The organism is Bacillus cereus group sp. MYBKT14-1 (assembly GCF_051915185.1).
In the GTDB taxonomy this organism is placed as follows: Bacteria; Bacillota; Bacilli; order Bacillales; family Bacillaceae_G; genus Bacillus_A; species Bacillus_A cereus.
In genome coordinates, this window is sequence record NZ_JBQAEF010000002.1 from 241,738 (window position 1) to 260,838 (window position 19,101).

Here is a 19,101-nt window from a genome sequence, read left to right on the forward strand (position 1 = left end):
AATCCCCCATTCTAAAACCCGTACACATCCGCTCTACAAAGCTATATCAATAAAATTTTTAATACAATCTTTTTGTATAACTTTCTTCTAAAGAACGTGCAACATCTTCTTCTGAAGTATTCACTTTCGCATGCTCCAGCAACATTTTTGCTGCTGATGGTAACTCTTTTTTATTTAACCAAGATTCTGGATCCCACATCTTAGAACGAATAAACGCTTTTGCACAATGAATATAACACTCTTCTATTTCAACAACAATTCCAAGCAACGGATTGCGTCCATTCGCCTGCATTTCTTTCAAAATTTCTTCGTCGTTTGTAATATACGCTCGGCCATTTATTCTGAGTGTCTCCCCAAGACCTGGAATAAAAAAGATTAGTCCTACACGTGGATTTGAAATAATATTCAAAATGGAGTCTATACGACGATTTCCTGGTCTTTCTGGAATGATAATAATATTATTATTGAGTACGTATACAAATCCAGGTGCATCTCCTCGCGGCGAGGCGTCACACTCCCCCAACTGATTTCCAGTGGATAATACTAGAAAAGGAGATTTAGAAAGAAAATCTATGCAATGGTGGTCTAATGATGAAATGACTTTTTTCAACGCTCGCTCACTTGGTTGCCCCAATATTTTCCGTAACTCTTCCTCTGTTGAAATAATTGATTTTATTTCCGTACGCTCTATCCCCACTTATAACCACTCCTTTTTCTTTATTTTTCCAAAATTCAATACAAATATTGTATAATAAAATTTGAGGAAAGGGGAATTAAAATGACAGAGTGGTTAACAATATTTGATCCTGAAAGAAATACACTTGGGAAGAAATTACGTGATGAAGTGCATCGTGACGGCGATTGGCACGAAACATTTCATTGCTGGTTTGTAGAAAAAGATACTGAAGATATGTTTTTATATTTCCAATTACGCTCTAAAAATAAAAAAGAAGCTCCATGTATATGGGATATTACTTCAGCTGGACATATTATGCATGATGAAGATGTACAAATTGGTGGTCTTCGTGAAATTGAGGAAGAATTAGGGCTTTCCTTTCAAACTAATGATTTAACATACAAGGGAATCTTTAAAATAGATTATGAAATTTCAAATCTTACTGATCGCGAGTTTTGTCATATGTATTTTCACAACGTCATCAATCCACTTCCATTCGCACCAGGTGAAGAAGTAGACGATGTGATGAAAGTACATGCAACTTCTTTTCTACAACTATTAAAAGGAGAGATTTCATCTTTAACGACTATTTCAGTCTTAAACAATACACCGATTACGATAACATTTGAAGATATTTATCCGTATGATCTTGCATACTATGAATTTGTTATAGAGCAAGGAAAAGAATTATTAAAAAATAATAGTTTATAAATAAAATAGGACTCCTAGCATAATATTGCGTAGAGTCCTATTTTTTATTATTGTTCAAGGATTTTTAATCTACTCTCTACTTGTATAAATAAACGAATGATTAATAACAGCATAACCACTATAATCGCTATTATTGTATGTGGATATCTAAACAGTATACTAATAACACTTCCAATTAACATCATGATAAATCCGTTTTGCTTCATCACTTCTGCACTATACCTGTTACCCGCATCCCATAATTCCTTATTTTTCATAGATCGTTTCGTACGATAACCATATGCCGCATTAATATCGGTCGGTGGATTTTTTTGAAGAATAATTGCCGCAAGTATAAAAATAATACCAATCAATATGCTTATTCCTATGTTTACTAGTGCATCAATCAATTATATCCCCCCTAACTTACACTTTCATTATACGACATAACCCTTATTTTCCTAATTTATAACACATTCACTTTCTTTCTTTTGATGTCTGGAACATACTTGGAAGTGTTACAAAACGTGCCCCTTTCGTTTTTAACTGCGGAATGATTTTGTCTAGTGCATCAACAGATCCTTGTAAATGCCCACCTGGAGTAGAATGCTGCAGTATGACACTACCTGGAAATGAATTCCCTAACACATTATTTGTAATCGTATCGGCACTTACACCTTTCCAATCAACTGTATCAACACTCCACTGTACAATCATAAAATTTTGCTCAGTTGCCCAATTCAATTGATTTTCAAGTATTTCACCATACGGTGGACGTATAAATTTAGGCGCATAGCCGGCTAAACGTTTTAATATTTCTTCCGTTTTTATAATTTGATTACGGTACTCAGCGTCATTTACTTTCGCTAAATTCGGATGACTGTACGTATGATTACCAATTACATGCCCTTCATTTGCAATACGCTTTACTACATTCGGAAATTTTTCTGCGTTTTCACCAAGTAAGAAAAAAGTAGCTTTTACATTATGTTGTTTTAACTTATCTAATATTTTTGGCGTGAATTCTGAATCTGGTCCATCATCAAATGTAAGAGCTACTTCCGCTTTATTATACGGTCCTGAAAATGCGTACGCATATTTTTCAACCCATGTAAATGGTGTCCACGATCCACGATCATCTGCTTTCATTTGTACTTCATAGCTTTGAGGGATATATGCGTATGGCAATGCGCTTATATAATCTCCATAATAAAATGAGTTATATGGCATATAAGCATACGAAACATCTCGTTCTAGTCCCCATTGATATGGAGCAAACATTTCTGGCGAATAAAAATAATACATGATAAAAAACCTCCCTAAATTTTCATATGTGATTCATCTGCACTTTGTTAGAGAAATTGTTATTCATAAACAAAAATAAGACTGTCCTTAATTAGGACAGTCTTACTGCTTACTATTATTAATAAATCGATGTACTATCTTTTGGCAAAGCTTTCACATGTTTTAAATAGTTCGTCACTTTATCATCATCATCTTGCGGATATTGATATTCATATTTGTTAGCGATTTCGTTCGCCACTTCCCTAAATAAATTACCCATAACAAAGAATGACTCCCATATGTTTTCATATTCTGCATTAGAAAATGTTCTTTTAAATTGCACCCACATATCTTTTTCAATATATTGCTCGAAATGCTTTCCAAACTTCCCTGTATTAACTGTAAAGTCTGTTTTCATACCAATATGCCATTCTAGCATTACGATGAACATATCTCGCACTGGTCCTTCAAGCATTCCTTTTGCATAAGAAAGTTCCTCTCGCCATAACCCTTTTGCGATATTCGTACTACACCACCAAAATTCATTACAACAATCCAAAAACTCTTTTTCTGTAGGCTTTTTTATTAAGTAATCCTTATCGCTTGCTGGCGGGAATTCTTCCAGACAATTATCTTTATCAAGAAGCAGTTTACTTAAACTATCTTGTCCAACGAACTTTTTTATTAACTCAACTGGAACTAGCGTTAAATCAATCCGATTCCCATCCATGAACTGCATTAAATATGGAAACTTCCCGTCTTCATCTGGTGGAACTAACGACATTTCTTCTGGCATTTGTACAATCATTATTTCTCCAAATCTATGAATCCAATTATGATTAGACGTAAAAGATTGTATATCATTTACAACATACTTAATATCATAGTCTTGAAAACAATCTCTTTTCACATTTGGATTTACACGCGATCCATTCATGATGACAGCTCGAATTCTTTCATCCTCTATTGCTGTATTTATAATTAAATCTAACATTTCTTTTTCAGTTCTCATCTACTTATAGCCTCCAATTTTTTAATATACAATATAGTGTTATGTATATTGGAGGTCCACGAGCTAGTCTCGTTATACACGATACACGTTATAATTTTTGAAACTTCTTTTTCATTCCTTTTCCCTCCTTACATCACTCTTTTACAACTGCCATTCCTTTCAATTTACCAATGCTTTCTACCATTCACTTTTAATTATACCGAAAATTCTGCCTTGAATACAAAAAATAAAGAAGGGACATCTACCCCTTATAGAATAGATATCCCTTCTTTTAAAGTTAAATTTAATTCCTATGGATTAGTAGACCAAAGCCCAGCAGATTTAATAAATGTACGTTTATTTAATTTCAGCTGCGCTACGATGAATTCTGCAATATCTTCTGCTTGCATTACTTTATCAGGGTTTCCATCAGTTAATCCTAAATCTACAGCCATATCAGTTGCTACTGTACTTGGAGTTAAAGCTGTTACACGAATGTTATGTTTGCGAACTTCCATCGCTAACGATTCTGTTAAGCCAAGGACACCAAATTTAGAAGCACTATATGCACTTGTTACAGGTGCGCCTTTTTGTCCTGCTGTAGATGAAATGTTAATGATATCACCAGATTGTTGTTCAATCATGCTCGGTAAAGCTGCACGAGTTGCATAGTATACACCCATTAAGTTTACTTGAATGATTTTTTCCCAATCAGCAACGTCTAGTTCTAAAAACTTACCGAATTTAGAAATACCAGCGTTATTAATTAAAATATCGATAGATCCTAAACCATTTTTTAACGTTTCAATCGCAGTTGTTACTTCTTCGTATGAAGAAACATCAGCAGTTGCAATAACAGCTTTTACACCTTCTGCTTCTACTTCTTTCGCTACAGCTTTTAAGTTTTCTTCTGAACGAGCTAATAAGCCTACATTTACGCCTTCTTTCGCTAATGCGATTGCTACAGCGCGACCAATCCCTCTACCTGCTCCTGTAATTAAAGCATTTTTACCTTGTAATAATTCTGCCAAGTATAACACTCCTTAATCATCTCAGTTATGTATTATATTAAAATTGTATCTATGTTTATGTAAAAAGGCAATGATGCACTTTCATGTGCGTAGGTTACTTGTAGGTAACTATAGAAAGGTTTTATTTATAAGTTTCATTTTTTTACCATTATTCATGTAAAATAAAAACAAATCCAGCATAGGGGAGTGTATGAGTATGAAAAGAAAAAAATGGTTCTTGTTACTAACTGCAGTCGGACTATGTATCATATTGTTTGCACTGTACTTTATATTTGGTAACCCACTAAATTATAAAGTAATAGAAAAAGATACTAGCCATTATCTCCATACTAAAAAAGGTTATAAGCAAAAAGAAATACAAAACATAATCGGAAAATATACTCCCCTTTATAATATTGGCTATTATGCAACAGTAGTATATAAAGACGAACCATATTTCACCTACTCTTATACATACGATGATAATAAAAAAATAATACAAGACAACGGTATTTTAGGAAGACACACTGAGTCATTTGAACATCTTAATTTAAACTGGTCGTTGTTTGACCAGTTAGTAGATGGTATTCATACAAACTTGCAAGGAAGAGATTTAAGAGAAAAGAAAGATTATTCTATACGACACGTTCAATTCATTGATATAGATGACGATAAAAACGGTGCGGAAGCATACGTTGACTTTAAGAAAGATAAAGAATCCGATTACTCATATCGTATGAATAGCGAAGGAAAAGCTTATCAATATAATTGCAGTAACGGTAAATGCATTTTTAAAGAGAAATAGTGTTAGAAGGAGAACCTTCTAACACTATTTCTCTTCATGATTCGGCATACGCACTATAAATTCAGTACCTTTTCCTTCCTCACTCTCCACTTTTATCTCTCCTTGATGAAGGTCGAGTACTTTCTTTACAATAGCTAAACCTAAGCCACTTCCCCCATAGGCACGATTTCGTGAAGAATCCGCTTTATAAAAACGCTCAAAAATATGTTGTTTCTGTTCTTCTGATATACCAATTCCTGAATCACGGATACGCACTTCCACTACTGTCTCATGTTCCTTTAACTGAATAGTAATCGTACCACCGCTTGGAGTAAATTTAATACTATTATGAATTAAATTAATCCACACTTGACTCATACTTTCTTGGTCAGCAATAACATATACTTTTTCTAAATCTAGTTCTAACTCAATTTCTTTTTCAGCCCAGAGTGGTTCACTATTTAACACAATTTGCTTTAATTGTTGATCTAATCGATAGCTCACTCTTTCTGGTGTATACTCTTCTGATTCTAAAAGAGTTAGCTTTAGTAAATTTTGACTTAGTTTAGATAATCTCGTTGTTTCAGTTTCAATAATGGTAAGATAATGCTTTCTTTTTTCCTTAGAAAGATTATCGTCTTGTAGTGCTCTAGCAAATCCTTTTATAGAAGTTAACGGTGACTGTATTTCATGAGAAACATTCGATACAAACTCTTGTCTCATTTTCTCCATCGTATTCAGTTCATCTGTCATATCATTTATACTTTTTACGAGCACGCCAATTTCACCATCATACTTTTCTTCATTTCGTATTTTTACGGAGAAGTCTCCTTTTGCAATTTTTTGTATCGGTTCAATAATAGTCCAAATCATCGCCTCTCGTTTTGGTCTCATTAATATTCCAATCAATGTCCAAATAAGAATAATAAAGACAAAACCGACCATATCACTAATTAGAAAGGCAACAAACGGCGATACGTTTACGTCAAAAGCATTCAATATACTAGTTGCTACATAAAATGCGATAGACCAAATGATAGTAAGAAAAGAAAAGAGCGCTAATACCGCCCCAAATACTTTCAGCATCTTCAACTTACTCATTCGTTTTCTTTTTCTCATTTACTTACCTCTAAGCGATACCCTAATCCTCTTATTGTTTTAATACTAAATTTCGACTGCTCTTCTTGAAACTTCTCACGTAACCGATTAATATGAACGTCTAGTGTACGTTCATTTCCTTCAAAATCATATCCCCATATTTCTTCAATTAATTGCTCTCTCGAACAAGTTCTTCCCGATTTAGACCCTAAAGTAAAGAGCAGCTCAAATTCTTTTAACGGTAACGTAACCGTTTGTTCTCCAGATGTAACTTCGAATGTTTTACGATTTAATAATACATCTCCAACTTGAATCGATTGCGAAACAGTAATTTGGTAACGTTTCAATAATGCCTTTACTCTCACTACTAGTTCTATAGGATCAAATGGTTTTACAAGATAATCATCTGTCCCAAGGTGAAATCCTTTTACTTTTTGTGATGTTTCCCCTTTGGCAGTTAGCATCAGAACCGGGATATCATAGTATTTTCTTAATTCAAAACATACATCAAATCCATCCATATTTGGCATCATGATATCAAGAATAACCATATCGACTTTTACGTCATCCATTTTCTGAAGTGCATCTACTCCATCAATTGCCTCATATGTTTGAAAACCTTCTCGTTCTAAAAATACAGAAACGAGTTCTCTAATGTGTGGATCGTCGTCTACTATTAAAATTTTAGGTATCAAAGGAACCATTTCCTTTCTACTTAGCATCTAATATATTTTTTAAAAATGAATCATCAGTGGAGTAAAATCCCACTGATGATTCATTTTATAATGCACCCTCTTTAATTTTCAATTGCTGCGTTGCAAACTCACGATACATATCATGCGTCTGTAATAATTCATCATGCGTACCACTACCTGTAAGATTCCCTTTTTCAATAAAGATAATTTTATCTGCATCTACAACAGTAGAAAGTCTATGTGCAATCACTAATGTTGTTCTGCCTTTCATTAAGTTATTTAATGCTTTTTGAACGACAGACTCAGATTTACTATCTAAGCTTGAAGTTGCCTCATCGAGCATAAGAATTTGCGGATTTCGAAGTAACGCTCGGGCAATAGCAATTCGCTGTCTTTGTCCCCCAGAAAGCTTCACACCGCGTTCTCCAACTTCTGTTGCATAACCGTTTGGTAAGTCATGAATAAACGCATCAACATATGCCATTGCAGCTACTTTTTCAATTTCTTCATCCGTTACTTCGCCCTCGACACCATAACAAATATTATCACGAATCGTTCCATCAATTAACGGACTATCTTGTGATACGTAACCGATTTGACGTCGCCATGACTCTAATGAATAACTCGTAATTGATTCTTCCCCTAATTTAATGGCGCCACTAGTTGGCTCATAAAAACGTTCCAATAATGAGAATAACGTTGTTTTCCCACTACCACTTGGTCCTACAATTGCTGTCACTTTTCCAGATTCAATTGTGAAATCAATATTTTTCAAAACTTGCTCTTCTTCGTTATACTCAAAATGTACATTTTCAAGAACAATCGGTTGCTTAGCATTTGTCACTTTCACACCAGTTTCATGATCTTCTACTTCATATTCTAAAATCGTACTAATTCTTTCCGTCGCACCAATTGCCTTTTGGAATTGTGTAAAGAACATAGATAATTGACTCATCGGCATTACAATTTGAACTAAATACAAAATAAACGCTACAAGTTCACCAGTTGTTAATGCACCGCTAGAAACTCGCATCCCGCCATATCCTACGATAATAACAAGTAGTGCCATTAAAACAAACGACATAACTGGCGAAATTAATGCTTGCACTTTTCCTTCTTTCAAACCAAATTGTAATAACTTTTGTATACCTGTATTACCCGTTTCATATTCTCTTTTTTCTGTATTTGAAGATTTCACTAAACGAATTTCTGATAACACTTGCGTTAACACACTTGTAAAAGATGCCGTTTCATCTTGAAGCGCTTTTGAAATCTTATACATTTTTCGTCCAAGTGGAACTAAAATTAACACAGACAACGGAATAACCGTTAAAAGTAACGCAGTCATTTTCCAATCTAAAACAAATAATACAATTAACGATCCAACAATTGAAATACCGCCTGTTAATAAGTTTGACAAATGCTCAGAAATTAACGTTTTCACTACACCTGTATCATTCGTCATACGGCTAATTGTATCACCTGTTCTATTTTGATCGTAATAAGATACCGGCAAGATAAGTACCTTTTTCCACAAACGTTCTCTTAGTCCCGCTACAATCTTCTGCCCAATATAATTTAGTAAATATATAGACAACCCTGCCGCAATAGTTTGCATTACAAAGAAAGCAACTAATCCAACAATTTGTCCTGCACTAATTGAAGAAAGCGAAAAATTATCTACTAATCCTTTTGTAAGCATAGGAATAAATAAACTCGCTCCCGTAGAAAGCAAACTCATTAATAACGCAAAAACTAAAATTCCTTTCGGAGGATTTGTATCTTGAATAAGGCGTAAAAACTGCCTCCAACTCCCTTTTTTCTTCATTTCATTTCTAACTTCCATTCCTGTTCATCTCCTCGTGGTAAACCAAACTGTTCTTTCTAAAATTAGAATACGATACAAATGTAAACTGAATGTAAACACACTTTTTCTATTTTTACAAAATATACATAAAAACTCATCTTTACAACAGATATAAATATCTGATATTATTACCTGGTACTTAATATTATTCTATGTAAATTATAGATAAATAATTTACAACACGATATAAATCTCCAGTTAGTGAAAGGAGTATCCTTTTTGCAAACAAATATACATTCTGAAAAGGAAACAATTATTTTTATTCATGGATTAGTTGGCAATCGTCGCGCCTTCAAAAAGGAGCAAAAACGTTTTTCTTCCTCCTACAACATTATAACTTATGACTTATTAGGTCACGGTGATGATAAAGGAAAAGCAATCGACTTTTCATTACAGCGCCTCGTAGATCAATTATTAAACTTATATGAGCAAGAAGATATTAAAAAAGCACATATTTGTGCGCTAAGTTACGGCTGTTACATCTCTACAATTTTTGCACAAATGCATCCAGAAAAAGTATTAAGTATTTGTCATATTGGAGGACATTACAATAACCCTTCTCGTTTATATAATGTATTTCAAAATTTTTGGGAGAAGCGAGGAGATGAATACTCTAAATGGCTCTCTCAATACGCAAATACTATTTTTCCAAGCGGTATACTAAAAGCAAATCCGTTCGCAGTCATTTCAAGAAATATTTACTACCGTTTCGGATTACAATTACATTCATCCATAATTGCCCAGTCATTACGACATAGGTTAGAATTCGATTTAAAATCTAAATTAAAATCACTTCCTCACCCTATACTATGGGTAATGGGAGAGCATGATCATCTCTATAAATCTTGTCTATTTGATTTGAAATCTATTTTGCCTAACGTTCTATATAAGGAAATACCGTTAGCGGGACATGCAGCGAACTTATTTCGCCCTAACTATTTCCATGACTTATATGATCGATTTTTAAATGGAAAGTTAAAATAAAAACTATTAAACTTCCAATTTATTTAACTATAAAAAGGCTTCCCAAGTTTCCTTGGAAAGCCTTTTCTCTATACGAAAAGTATATAAAACTACTTTTTCTTAGTATGCTTTTGTGTAACCTAATAGGTGCTTGCTCCAGTAAGAGTTACTTACAGAACTAATACGTACACCAGTTGCATCTGTTTCTGCACTAATGAACTGACCGTTTCCTAAGTAAACACCCATGTGAGAAGGACCTGATTTATAAGTATTTTGGAAGTATACTAAATCACCTGGTTGTGGATTGCTAGTTTTTGTTTTAGAGCTCCAGTATCCAGCAACTGTTTGACGAGCTCCTTTATGACCAGTTTGATTTAATACGTAGTGAATGAATCCACTGCAGTCAAAACCAGCAGGTGTTGTACCAGCAGTTCTGTATGGTGAACCATTTAAAGATCTAGCGAATCCAGCGATTGAAGATGTATCTCCACCTGTTGTTGGTTTTTGTACGTCTTTACCTGGTTGTTGAACGTTATTTGTAACATTATTGTTATTTGTAACGTTGTTTACTCCGCCTTTTACAAACTTAACGAAGTCTGCACTTACGTAACCTGTGCGGCCGTTATGGTTAATTTTGTACCAACCATTTTCAGCACCAGTAACGTTTAATACTTTACCATTTGTTACTCCACCGATTACAGCGTTGTATGTAGCTGGGCCTGTACGTACTTTTAAAGCACCAGTGTTAACAACATAAGAACCACCAGTTTGAACTGTTGTAGTATTGTTGTTTGTAGTTGGTTGTTGTGTTTCGTTAGATACAGCAGAACCACCTTTTGTTACGAAGTCTTTGCTTACGTATCCAGTTCCACCATTGAAGTTGATTTTAAACCAATCTTGTACTTCACCTACAACTTGTAATGTTTTACCTTTGTTTACAGAACCTAATACTGTATGAGATGTACTTGGGCCTGTACGTACGTTAAGTGAAGAAACGTTTACTGTGTAAGTACCTGTTCCTTGTTGAACAGTCGTTCCTGTTTTGCCACCAGTTGTTACGAAGTCACCACTTACATAACCTGTTTGACCATTTACGTTTACTTTGAACCAACCATTTTCTTGTCCAACTACTTGTAGCACTTGGCCTGATTTTACTTTAGAAATAACGTTATGTCCTGTACCAGCACCTGAACGAACATTTAATACATCAGCAGTTACTGTGTATTTTAATTCAGAAGTTGTTTCTACAGTTTTTGTTTCAGTTACAGTCGTTTGAGTTTGAGTTTGAGTTTGTCCATTAATTTCTTTTAGCGCTTCATTTGAAACTTGTGCATGAGCAGAATCCATTCCTGGAACTGCAACGCCAGCTACAGAAGCTGCTGCTAAACCTGCAATTACTTTTTTCATAAGTTGTCTTTACTTCCTTTCCCTACTATCCTCTTAAAAAAAACTAAAACTTTAATACTTTACAATATTATCAAAGTAAAATATTCATCCAGTTCCATTTTTTAGCAAGAGTTTTATTTTTCACACGTAGTTCATTTTAAATGAACAAAGTGAAATCCGTGTGAACTTCATGTGAACTTTATCATTAAACACAGTGTTTTTGCAATGGTTTTTTCAAATTTCTTATATATCGCATAAAAATTCGACATTCCATTTAATATTTTAATATAAAATATCCCTTTTCTATCTATTATAAAAAATTCTATTAACCTAATACAAACTCAAGTATGTATTTCCTTATAAAGCTCCTTACATAAAGTATACTTTCATCATGACAAAAATCACTCTATTTATCAATAGTATAATATTTTTAGAAAACTAAATTTCTATACTATCTACAATTTTGAAATAATTTGACGAATTGTAAGATTTATTTCACAAAAGCCATTTCTCCTTTAAAGAAAACACACACTATATCAACTGTTCTCTTTTTCTTATAATGGAATTTATAGGATATTTATAGTATTATATACATATCTTAATAAACAAGAATTTTAGCGAATTGATTAAAGTTTCATTCCCTTATAAAATGAAACTTTAATCAGGAAGGGTTTTATACATCCTCCGCTAATTATTAACCCTCACCACTCGGGCTGCCCATTAATGCGGAGTTTTATTGGAATAAAAAGAGGAGGCATATTTGTGAGAAATATAATAGATGATCCAATACAAAAAAACATAGAGCTATACTATGCTTTTATTCAATTCGTTTCAATGATAACATTACAAAAAGTATCAGCTATTGAAACACGTAAAAACGAATTAAAAAATCAGATGAAAAATGCCGGACAAAAAAACCCTTATTACGTATAAAAAAAGGTGAACAGGTTATATTCCTGTTCACCTTTTTAAATTATTTATAAATTTTCACACGGTCCTCTAGCGGTTGGAATTCTTTTTCACCAGCATGTACTACCGGTTTACCAAATGGCATTTGCGCAATAAGTTTCCAATTCTCTGGAACATCCCACTCTTTTCTCACTTCTTCATCAATTAGCGGATTGTAATGCTGTAACGTAGCACCAAACCCTTCAATTTCTAAAGCTGTCCAAATTGCAAATTGTAACATTCCTGATGATTGCTGAGACCAAGTTGGGAAATTATCTTTATATAATGCAAAGTTAGCTTGAAGGCTTTCCACTACTTCACTGTCTTCAAAATATAAAACCGTTCCATAACCACTTTTAAATGCATTCATTTTTTCTTCAGTAGGTGCAAAGTTATTTTCAGGTACAATTTTTCGTAACGTTTCTTTCGTAATATCCCATAATTTATCATGTTGTTCTCCTAATAAAACAACAACGCGAGCACTTTGAGAATTAAAAGCTGAAGGTGTATGTTTTACAGCATGATAAATCACTTCTTGAATTTTCTCATCAGAAACTACTTGCTCTTTACTAATTGCATAAATAGATCTTCTGTCTTCAATTGCTGAGTAAAAATCTTTTGCCATCATAATTCCCTCCAATTTTCAATTGAGGCTATTTCATATGTATATATCATATTACGCCCCTCAAACTTATTATTAATAAGCTTATAACTTTATAATATCACAGCAACAAATAAACTCAAATGTTAACACTTGTATTTAGACTCTTTTTCCTTTTTAAAATGAAAATAAAAAGACTGCTCGTTGTTATCTAAAATTAGTAACAACGAACAGTCTTACTTATGTAGCGATCTAGATTCGTATTTTACTTACTTAATTAACTAATCCAAATGCATACGACATTAACTTATTCGTCTCTGTAAAACGTTTTGTTTTACTTGATGTCCCCATGACCACTGTAATAATTCGATTATCACCTTGCTTTGCAGTCCCCGTAAAACAGTATCCTGCACTATCTGTAAATCCAGTCTTTAGTCCGTCCATTCCTTCTATATATAAACTTTTATTATTTTTATTTAACATGTCGTTTGTGCTTATAACATTAATATTATTAAATGCTAGCTGACTTTGACGTAAGTGAGTCACTTCTAATATTTCCGGATAATCTTTTATAAGATGATACGCCAATTGTGCTACATCACCAGCCGTCATTTTTGTTTCACTTCCATCTGGCTCTTGTAATCCAGACGCATTTGCAAATTTAGCATGTTCCGACATTTTTAACTGTTTCGCTTTTGCATCCATAAGCTGAACGAAATCTTTCTCCGATTTTGCCATATGTTCTGCTAAAGCCACAGCCGAATTATTAGCTGACTCAATCATTAATGCATGATATAAATCTTTAACAGTTAATGTGTCATTAACTTGTACTGGGATTCTCGCTCCTTCTGTTTGTGCCGCCTTCGCACTCATTTTTACTGGATCTTCCCAGCGAACTTTCCCGTTATGTATACTCTCTAGTAAGAGATACGCTGTCATCATCTTAGACATACTAGCCGGTGCAAAAGCTTCATTTTCATTATATTGATAAATAATATCTCCATCACTCGCATCGATAATCATAGCTGCTTTTGCGTTAATTTCTGGTGGGATGTACTTTGGCGGGACTACTTTTTCAGTAAATCCTGCTTTAGGTAGTTCTGCCACTTGCAAAGGTTGTCCCTCTACATTCGCTATGCTCTTTTGATTTCCTTGGAATAAGAACCAACATATCCCTAAAATAATAACTAATAGGACTGTCATCCTTCCCCATTTTAACCGATTCATTTCAAAACTCCTTTAGCAAACCTTTTATACACTCACATTTAACCTTAACAACAATTCCTTTATATAGTCAAGGTAAAAGGTATATTTATTCATATACAGCAATGATTATTTTAATTTATTTATGTTAAACTTACAATATTAAAACGTAAGAATATTTAATAATAAAATCTCGTAAATAAAGCGAAACTTTAATCAGCCCTCCCAATCGGGCTACCCGTCAAATAGCGAGATAAACTATTTAATAGAAGGGATTCATACAAATGCTACTTCCAAAAACATTAAAATACGGAGACACAGTTGGGATCTACTCCCCTTCTTCACCAGTAACCTACACTTCTCCAAAAAGATTTGAACGAGCAAAATCTTACTTACAACAGAAAGGGTTTCATATATTAGAAGGTTCATTAACAGGTCGATATGATTTTTATCGTTCTGGTAGTATACAAGAGCGTGCTGAGGAGCTAAATGTCTTAATAAGAAATCCTAATATTTCTTGTATTATGTCAACAATTGGTGGGATGAATTCAAATTCAATATTACCTTATATTGATTATGATGCTTTTCTAAAGAACCCTAAAATAATGATTGGGTATTCAGATGCAACTGCTTTATTACTAGCAATTTACGCCAAAACAGGAATCCCTACATTTTATGGACCAGCTCTCGTCCCTTCCTTTGGCGAATTTGAACCTTTTGTTGATTGCACATACAAATATTTTGCTGAAACTTTACTACATGATCATTCTCTTCCTTATCATATAAAACAACCATTATTTTGGTCAGATGAATTTATTAATTGGGAAGAAAAGACGAAGGAGAAAGAACTTCGACCAAACGATTGGATTTCAGTAATTGATGGAAAAGCTACTGGGCGTATTATTGGCGGGAATTTAAACACGATACAAGGAATTTGGGGTAGCCCCTATATGCCACATATTCAAGAAGGCGACATTCTCTTCATTGAGGACAGTTCAAAAGATGCAGCTACTATTGAAAGAAGCTTTTCATTACTTAAAATTAACGGTGTATTCGATAAAATTTCAGGTATCATTCTTGGAAAACATGAGCAATTTGATGATTGTGGTACAAATCGAAAACCTTTTGAAATACTATTAGAAGTACTTCAAAATCAAAGAATTCCTTTTCTAGCTGACTTCGATTGTTGTCATACACATCCAATGATTACCATGCCTATCGGTGTTCAAGTAGAGTTGGATGCAACAAATAAAACGATACATATTGTAGAACCTTGGAATAAATGAATGCATAGCTTCTATTGTTTTACAATAAAAGCCATGATACTATATAATTTGGAATGTGAAAGATTAAACAAAATATGTTCCAATATCTAACACTAGAAAAATTAGGTATAAATATATATTTATATGCAAAAGAGAGTGAATAAATGAAACCAACTATTAAAAATTACGTATTTTTACATGTAGCTTTTTTGATATATTCTATCATTATGGTTTACATGAAATGGGCAGCTAAATTCCCCATTGCTTCCATCTCATTTTTTGTTGCTTATTTCGGATTAGTTATACTTTTATTCGGATATGCAATTTTATGGCAACAAGTAATTAAACATTTCGAAATTTCAAAAGCATATTCACATCGCGGGATTATTATACTGTGGTCAATGCTTTGGTCAGTATTTCTATTTGGAGATACGATTCAGTGGAATCATTTACTTGGTGCAGCTATTATTATTGTCGGAATTGTGGTGGTGACAAAAGATGAATAGTTATATGTTATTATTTATTTTCGGGATAATTTTAGCTAATTACTCACAAATATTATTAAAAAAAGCTACTTTGCAACAATACGATTCTAGAATAAAAGAATATGTGAATCCTTATGTTATTATCGGCTACTCTTTATTTGTAATTAACGCCGGATTAAATGTTATCGCCATGAAGGGTATGGCATTAAAACAAGCATCAGCATTAGAATCCTTAAGTTATATCATCATATTAATTTTCGGTTGGTATTTCCTAGGAGAAAAAATAACGAAACGTAAACTCATCGGCAACATTATTATTATCGTTGGTGTAATCGTTTATTGTATCCAATAGTAAAAAGCTCCGTTTATCACAAACGGAGCTTTTTACTATTGACCTAAATTTTGCACTTTATCTTTCAAATCTCGAACTTGATCTACCGTCTGCATAAGCTCAGAGTTTTTAAATTGCTCTACATCCACTTTTCCTTCTTCTATCTTTGTCATCGCCGTATCAATTAACGTATTTAACTTTTCGTTATATCCGACGATTTGTTGATGAATATCCTTTGCTACATCAGGTGGCGTTAATTCATTGAATGCGGGTATATCTTGTTTAATTTCACTAAGCTTCGTTTCTAATTCTTTTCGAGCCTCGCTATCATTAACGGCCTTTTCTGCTAATGCTGGTGCATCATTTGCAAATGCACTTATTTCATTTACATAATCTGTCGCCTTTTGAGCATAATCTATGGAGTTCTTTCCTTCCTCCACTATTGAACATCCCATTAAACCAATTGAAACTATAAATACTAATAAAATTGATTTTATTTTCATTTTAGACTCCCTTCGTCTTTATCATTGTCTGTAATTTTCTCTATACATAACTTCTAGCTAAATTGTTTATAACCTTTTTCAAATAGCTATTTATCCTCTTACATGCCCTATTATCGTTACAACATCTATTTCTATATGTACGCTTATAATATCTTCAATTATATCCATATATCCTTGTCCTATAGCTGTTCCATAGTGTAATGTAAGCCCCTTCTTTTCATACACTGACTTTGGCACTGAAAAAATAAATCTCCTCAAGTTTCTTTCATCAGCTGGTTCCATTATTAAAACAATCCCATCCTCATCAAACATATACGCTCGCCCTCCAACTTTACATTCACTATGGCTCAGTATTGCCTTGGTCAGCAAAATTTAAAACACAATAAGTTAAGATACTCTCTGCTCTATCATAAAGTGAAACTTTAATTAGCCCTCACCAGTCGAATCTTTATCGGCAAATAGCGGGATAAAGTGAAAGTTTAATCAGTGAGGATTTTGTTCATCCCCCACTGGCTATCAGCCCGATTCCCACCTAACTTCTTTACTTCCGCTGAATTTTGAGGTAGGGTCTTACTGCCCGGCAAATAGCGAGATAAAAATAAAAAACATTCATTCTTTTTTGTTAAGAATGAATGCTTTTTAAAAAATCAATTTCTAACTCTAGCATCTTTTTTTGACGAGGTTTTACTTTCCTTACGGGAATTCCAGCGTAAATATACCAATCATCTAAACTCTCTTTTACCATACTCATCGCGCCGACTGCCGTACCTTCTCCTACAATTACATTTGGAAAAATAATAGAATCGGCACCAATAATCACATGTTTTTTTAAAATAACTTTTTCTGCTTTCACATTCCTATATTGATTCGGGACGGTTGGCCCCATTAATGTATTTCCACTGAAATCATCAAGTACTGCATATACGATTGTTTTAGCTGAGATGTTTGCAAAATCATGCATTTCAATCCCAACTTCCCCTCCATATAACGCTGTATACGCTGATATGTGCGAATAACTTCCAATTGTGATTTTACCACTTAAAATGCAAAAATCATCAATTCTTACATGATTGCCAACTGATATAGCACTTGGATTATATATACTTGCTTTTTTACTAACCAATACATTTTTCCCAACAGATAAAAATCCAACTTTCTTTAGTTCTTCTTGACTATAAAAACTATTCATCTACCGACACCACCTTCTGCTCTAAACAAATTACAATTTGCTCTACTAGTTCTTTCGTCATTCCTTCCCATAAAGGTAAACTTACGATTCGTCTTGCTATTTTATTCGTCTTTGTTAAATCTGTAGACTTATAGTTTTTAAAAAGAACTTGTTGGTGGCAAGATGGTGAAAAATATAATCTAGCTTCTATTTTCTGTTTTTTCAGTTCTTCTATTACTTGTATGTTGCGAACTTCTTCTGGACAAATGATAGGCATAAATTGGTGAATAACCGCTTCTGTCTTTTGGACTTTCCACCCTTTTTTCATTAACCCAGTATTTTGTAACAACTGTTTATACCATTCAGAAATACGGCTGCGTTCTTTTAATTTTTGATCCCACTTTTTTATAGTCGCTATCCCAATAGCTGCTGCGTATTCAGACATTTTACAATTAAACCCCATCATCGTACATTCACGATTTTTATCAAATCCGAAATTCCCCATTCTTTTAATACGTTGTATATCTTCTTCGTTTTTACTATATATGAGCCCTCCTTCACCAATTCCGAACGGCTTTGTTGCATGAAAGCTATATACGATCATTCCACTAAAATCTTGACCGTAATGCATCCCTCCATTCATTAAACCAAATCCCGGCGCCGCATCTACGACAACCGGAATCCCCTTCTTCTCTAATTCTTCATATTTTTCTAAGTTCATCCATGATCCAAAAGTGGCGTACGGGACAACAATCGCAACCTCTTCTTTTAATTCTTCTATCTTATCCAAAAGTACGGTTTTATCCATATACCAATCATCTATTGAAATATCAATAAAGTAAGGTTCCAGTCCACACCAAATAGCGGCTAAGGCAGTCGCAGGGAATGTAAAACTAGGCATGAGAGCATACTTTCCCTTTCTTCTTTTCTTTAGTTGAATAGCCGCCATTAACCCTAACGTTGCGTTTGCTACTGTTGTAACAGCTCCCCTGTTTTGAAAAAATGACGACATAATTGTTTCCTCAAAACGTTGATTTATAGGTCCATAATTCGTATATATGTGAGATGTATCAATTTCCTTCAATTCGTCCAAATACTCACTTACAGGTACAGTTGAAGCACGTAAAAAAGGAATATTCTCCATATCTATCTA

General features: G+C 33.7%; 22 protein-coding genes. 7 read left to right on the plus strand and 15 right to left on the minus strand.

Annotated elements, in window-relative coordinates:
• Positions 1-58: 58 nt before the first annotated feature.
• On the minus strand, positions 59-697 hold the full coding sequence (locus ACTFO4_RS07820) for a pyridoxamine 5'-phosphate oxidase family protein (protein ID WP_438882150.1): 639 nt from the start codon (positions 695-697) through the stop codon (positions 59-61).
• Positions 698-778: 81 nt separating this feature from the next.
• On the opposite strand from ACTFO4_RS07820, the gene ACTFO4_RS07825 reads away from it, so the two are divergent.
• The gene (locus ACTFO4_RS07825; RefSeq protein WP_000141357.1) at positions 779-1,387 is read left to right on the plus strand and encodes an NUDIX hydrolase; all 609 of its coding nucleotides are present in this window, start codon (positions 779-781) and stop codon (positions 1,385-1,387) included.
• 47 nt (positions 1,388-1,434) lie between these two features.
• Here ACTFO4_RS07825 and ACTFO4_RS07830 read toward each other — a convergent pair whose 3' ends face one another.
• The 4 genes from ACTFO4_RS07830 to ACTFO4_RS07845 all read right to left on the minus strand — a co-directional run bounded on the left by ACTFO4_RS07830 (position 1,435) and on the right by ACTFO4_RS07845 (position 4,672).
• A complete protein-coding gene (locus tag ACTFO4_RS07830) occupies positions 1,435-1,773 on the minus strand; it encodes an SdpI family protein (protein ID WP_025118474.1) in 339 nt (112 codons plus the stop codon).
• Positions 1,774-1,843: 70 nt separating this feature from the next.
• Entirely contained in the window at positions 1,844-2,671 is an 828-nt protein-coding gene (locus ACTFO4_RS07835) for a peptidoglycan-N-acetylglucosamine deacetylase (protein WP_000291203.1), read from the minus strand.
• Positions 2,672-2,789: 118 nt separating this feature from the next.
• Positions 2,790-3,662: an aminoglycoside 6-adenylyltransferase gene (locus tag ACTFO4_RS07840; RefSeq protein WP_438882148.1), complete on the minus strand. Its 873-nt coding sequence runs from the start codon at positions 3,660-3,662 to the stop codon at positions 2,790-2,792.
• A gap of 290 nt (positions 3,663-3,952) precedes the next feature.
• Positions 3,953-4,672 carry a 3-ketoacyl-ACP reductase gene (locus ACTFO4_RS07845; RefSeq protein ID WP_000818985.1) on the minus strand — a complete coding sequence of 240 codons (720 nt, stop codon included), beginning with the start codon at positions 4,670-4,672 and terminating at the stop codon, positions 3,953-3,955.
• Positions 4,673-4,868: 196 nt separating this feature from the next.
• On the opposite strand from ACTFO4_RS07845, the gene ACTFO4_RS07850 reads away from it, so the two are divergent.
• Complete coding sequence (locus tag ACTFO4_RS07850; RefSeq protein ID WP_440013605.1) at positions 4,869-5,456, plus strand: DUF3139 domain-containing protein; 588 nt, start codon at positions 4,869-4,871, stop codon at positions 5,454-5,456.
• 24 nt (positions 5,457-5,480) lie between these two features.
• On the opposite strand, the gene hitS is transcribed toward ACTFO4_RS07850, so the two are convergent.
• From hitS to ACTFO4_RS07865, 3 genes are all read right to left on the minus strand, one after another.
• Positions 5,481-6,554: an envelope stress sensor histidine kinase HitS gene (gene hitS, locus ACTFO4_RS07855; RefSeq protein ID WP_326235393.1), complete on the minus strand. Its 1,074-nt coding sequence runs from the start codon at positions 6,552-6,554 to the stop codon at positions 5,481-5,483.
• The gene (gene hitR / locus ACTFO4_RS07860; protein ID WP_000612411.1) at positions 6,551-7,228 is read right to left on the minus strand and encodes an envelope stress response regulator transcription factor HitR; all 678 of its coding nucleotides are present in this window, start codon (positions 7,226-7,228) and stop codon (positions 6,551-6,553) included. The genes hitS and hitR overlap by 4 nt, the downstream gene beginning before the upstream one ends.
• Before the next feature lie 85 nt (positions 7,229-7,313).
• Entirely contained in the window at positions 7,314-9,074 is a 1,761-nt protein-coding gene (locus tag ACTFO4_RS07865) for an ABC transporter ATP-binding protein (protein WP_000453882.1), read from the minus strand.
• Between the two features lie 240 nt (positions 9,075-9,314).
• On the opposite strand from ACTFO4_RS07865, the gene ACTFO4_RS07870 reads away from it, so the two are divergent.
• Positions 9,315-10,079 carry an alpha/beta fold hydrolase gene (locus ACTFO4_RS07870; RefSeq protein ID WP_078421567.1) on the plus strand — a complete coding sequence of 255 codons (765 nt, stop codon included), beginning with the start codon at positions 9,315-9,317 and terminating at the stop codon, positions 10,077-10,079.
• Positions 10,080-10,178: 99 nt separating this feature from the next.
• Here ACTFO4_RS07870 and entFM read toward each other — a convergent pair whose 3' ends face one another.
• Positions 10,179-11,465, minus strand: coding sequence for an enterotoxin EntFM (entFM, locus tag ACTFO4_RS07875; protein ID WP_440013539.1), 1,287 nt, complete (start codon positions 11,463-11,465; stop codon positions 10,179-10,181).
• A 741-nt stretch (positions 11,466-12,206) separates the two neighbouring features.
• Between entFM and ACTFO4_RS07880 the strand changes: the two genes are divergently transcribed.
• Complete coding sequence (locus tag ACTFO4_RS07880; RefSeq protein WP_001244279.1) at positions 12,207-12,377, plus strand: hypothetical protein; 171 nt, start codon at positions 12,207-12,209, stop codon at positions 12,375-12,377.
• 40 nt (positions 12,378-12,417) lie between these two features.
• Here the strand turns inward: ACTFO4_RS07880 and ACTFO4_RS07885 are convergent, their stop codons facing one another.
• Positions 12,418-13,020: a nitroreductase family protein gene (locus tag ACTFO4_RS07885; RefSeq protein WP_001987122.1), complete on the minus strand. Its 603-nt coding sequence runs from the start codon at positions 13,018-13,020 to the stop codon at positions 12,418-12,420.
• A 246-nt stretch (positions 13,021-13,266) separates the two neighbouring features.
• Positions 13,267-14,220: a D-alanyl-D-alanine carboxypeptidase family protein gene (locus tag ACTFO4_RS07890; protein WP_001080871.1), complete on the minus strand. Its 954-nt coding sequence runs from the start codon at positions 14,218-14,220 to the stop codon at positions 13,267-13,269.
• Positions 14,221-14,480: 260 nt separating this feature from the next.
• On the opposite strand from ACTFO4_RS07890, the gene ACTFO4_RS07895 reads away from it, so the two are divergent.
• From ACTFO4_RS07895 to ACTFO4_RS07905, 3 genes are all read left to right on the plus strand, one after another.
• Entirely contained in the window at positions 14,481-15,482 is a 1,002-nt protein-coding gene (locus tag ACTFO4_RS07895; protein WP_000926339.1) for a S66 family peptidase, read from the plus strand.
• Positions 15,483-15,625: 143 nt separating this feature from the next.
• Positions 15,626-15,967, plus strand: coding sequence for an EamA family transporter (locus ACTFO4_RS07900; protein WP_000805125.1), 342 nt, complete (start codon positions 15,626-15,628; stop codon positions 15,965-15,967).
• The gene (locus tag ACTFO4_RS07905) at positions 15,960-16,298 is read left to right on the plus strand and encodes an EamA family transporter (protein WP_001089867.1); all 339 of its coding nucleotides are present in this window, start codon (positions 15,960-15,962) and stop codon (positions 16,296-16,298) included. The genes ACTFO4_RS07900 and ACTFO4_RS07905 overlap by 8 nt, the downstream gene beginning before the upstream one ends.
• Positions 16,299-16,333: 35 nt before the next feature.
• Here ACTFO4_RS07905 and ACTFO4_RS07910 read toward each other — a convergent pair whose 3' ends face one another.
• The 4 genes from ACTFO4_RS07910 to ACTFO4_RS07925 all read right to left on the minus strand — a co-directional run bounded on the left by ACTFO4_RS07910 (position 16,334) and on the right by ACTFO4_RS07925 (position 19,092).
• Positions 16,334-16,780, minus strand: a complete 447-nt coding sequence (locus tag ACTFO4_RS07910; protein WP_000695202.1) for a DUF6376 family protein — start codon at positions 16,778-16,780, stop codon at positions 16,334-16,336.
• A gap of 90 nt (positions 16,781-16,870) precedes the next feature.
• Positions 16,871-17,092: a hypothetical protein gene (locus ACTFO4_RS07915; RefSeq protein WP_000459099.1), complete on the minus strand. Its 222-nt coding sequence runs from the start codon at positions 17,090-17,092 to the stop codon at positions 16,871-16,873.
• Between the two features lie 310 nt (positions 17,093-17,402).
• Positions 17,403-17,969 carry an acyltransferase gene (locus tag ACTFO4_RS07920; protein WP_017674025.1) on the minus strand — a complete coding sequence of 189 codons (567 nt, stop codon included), beginning with the start codon at positions 17,967-17,969 and terminating at the stop codon, positions 17,403-17,405.
• Positions 17,962-19,092, minus strand: a complete 1,131-nt coding sequence (locus ACTFO4_RS07925) for a DegT/DnrJ/EryC1/StrS aminotransferase family protein (protein ID WP_078421618.1) — start codon at positions 19,090-19,092, stop codon at positions 17,962-17,964. The genes ACTFO4_RS07920 and ACTFO4_RS07925 overlap by 8 nt, the downstream gene beginning before the upstream one ends.
• Positions 19,093-19,101: the final 9 nt, after the last annotated feature.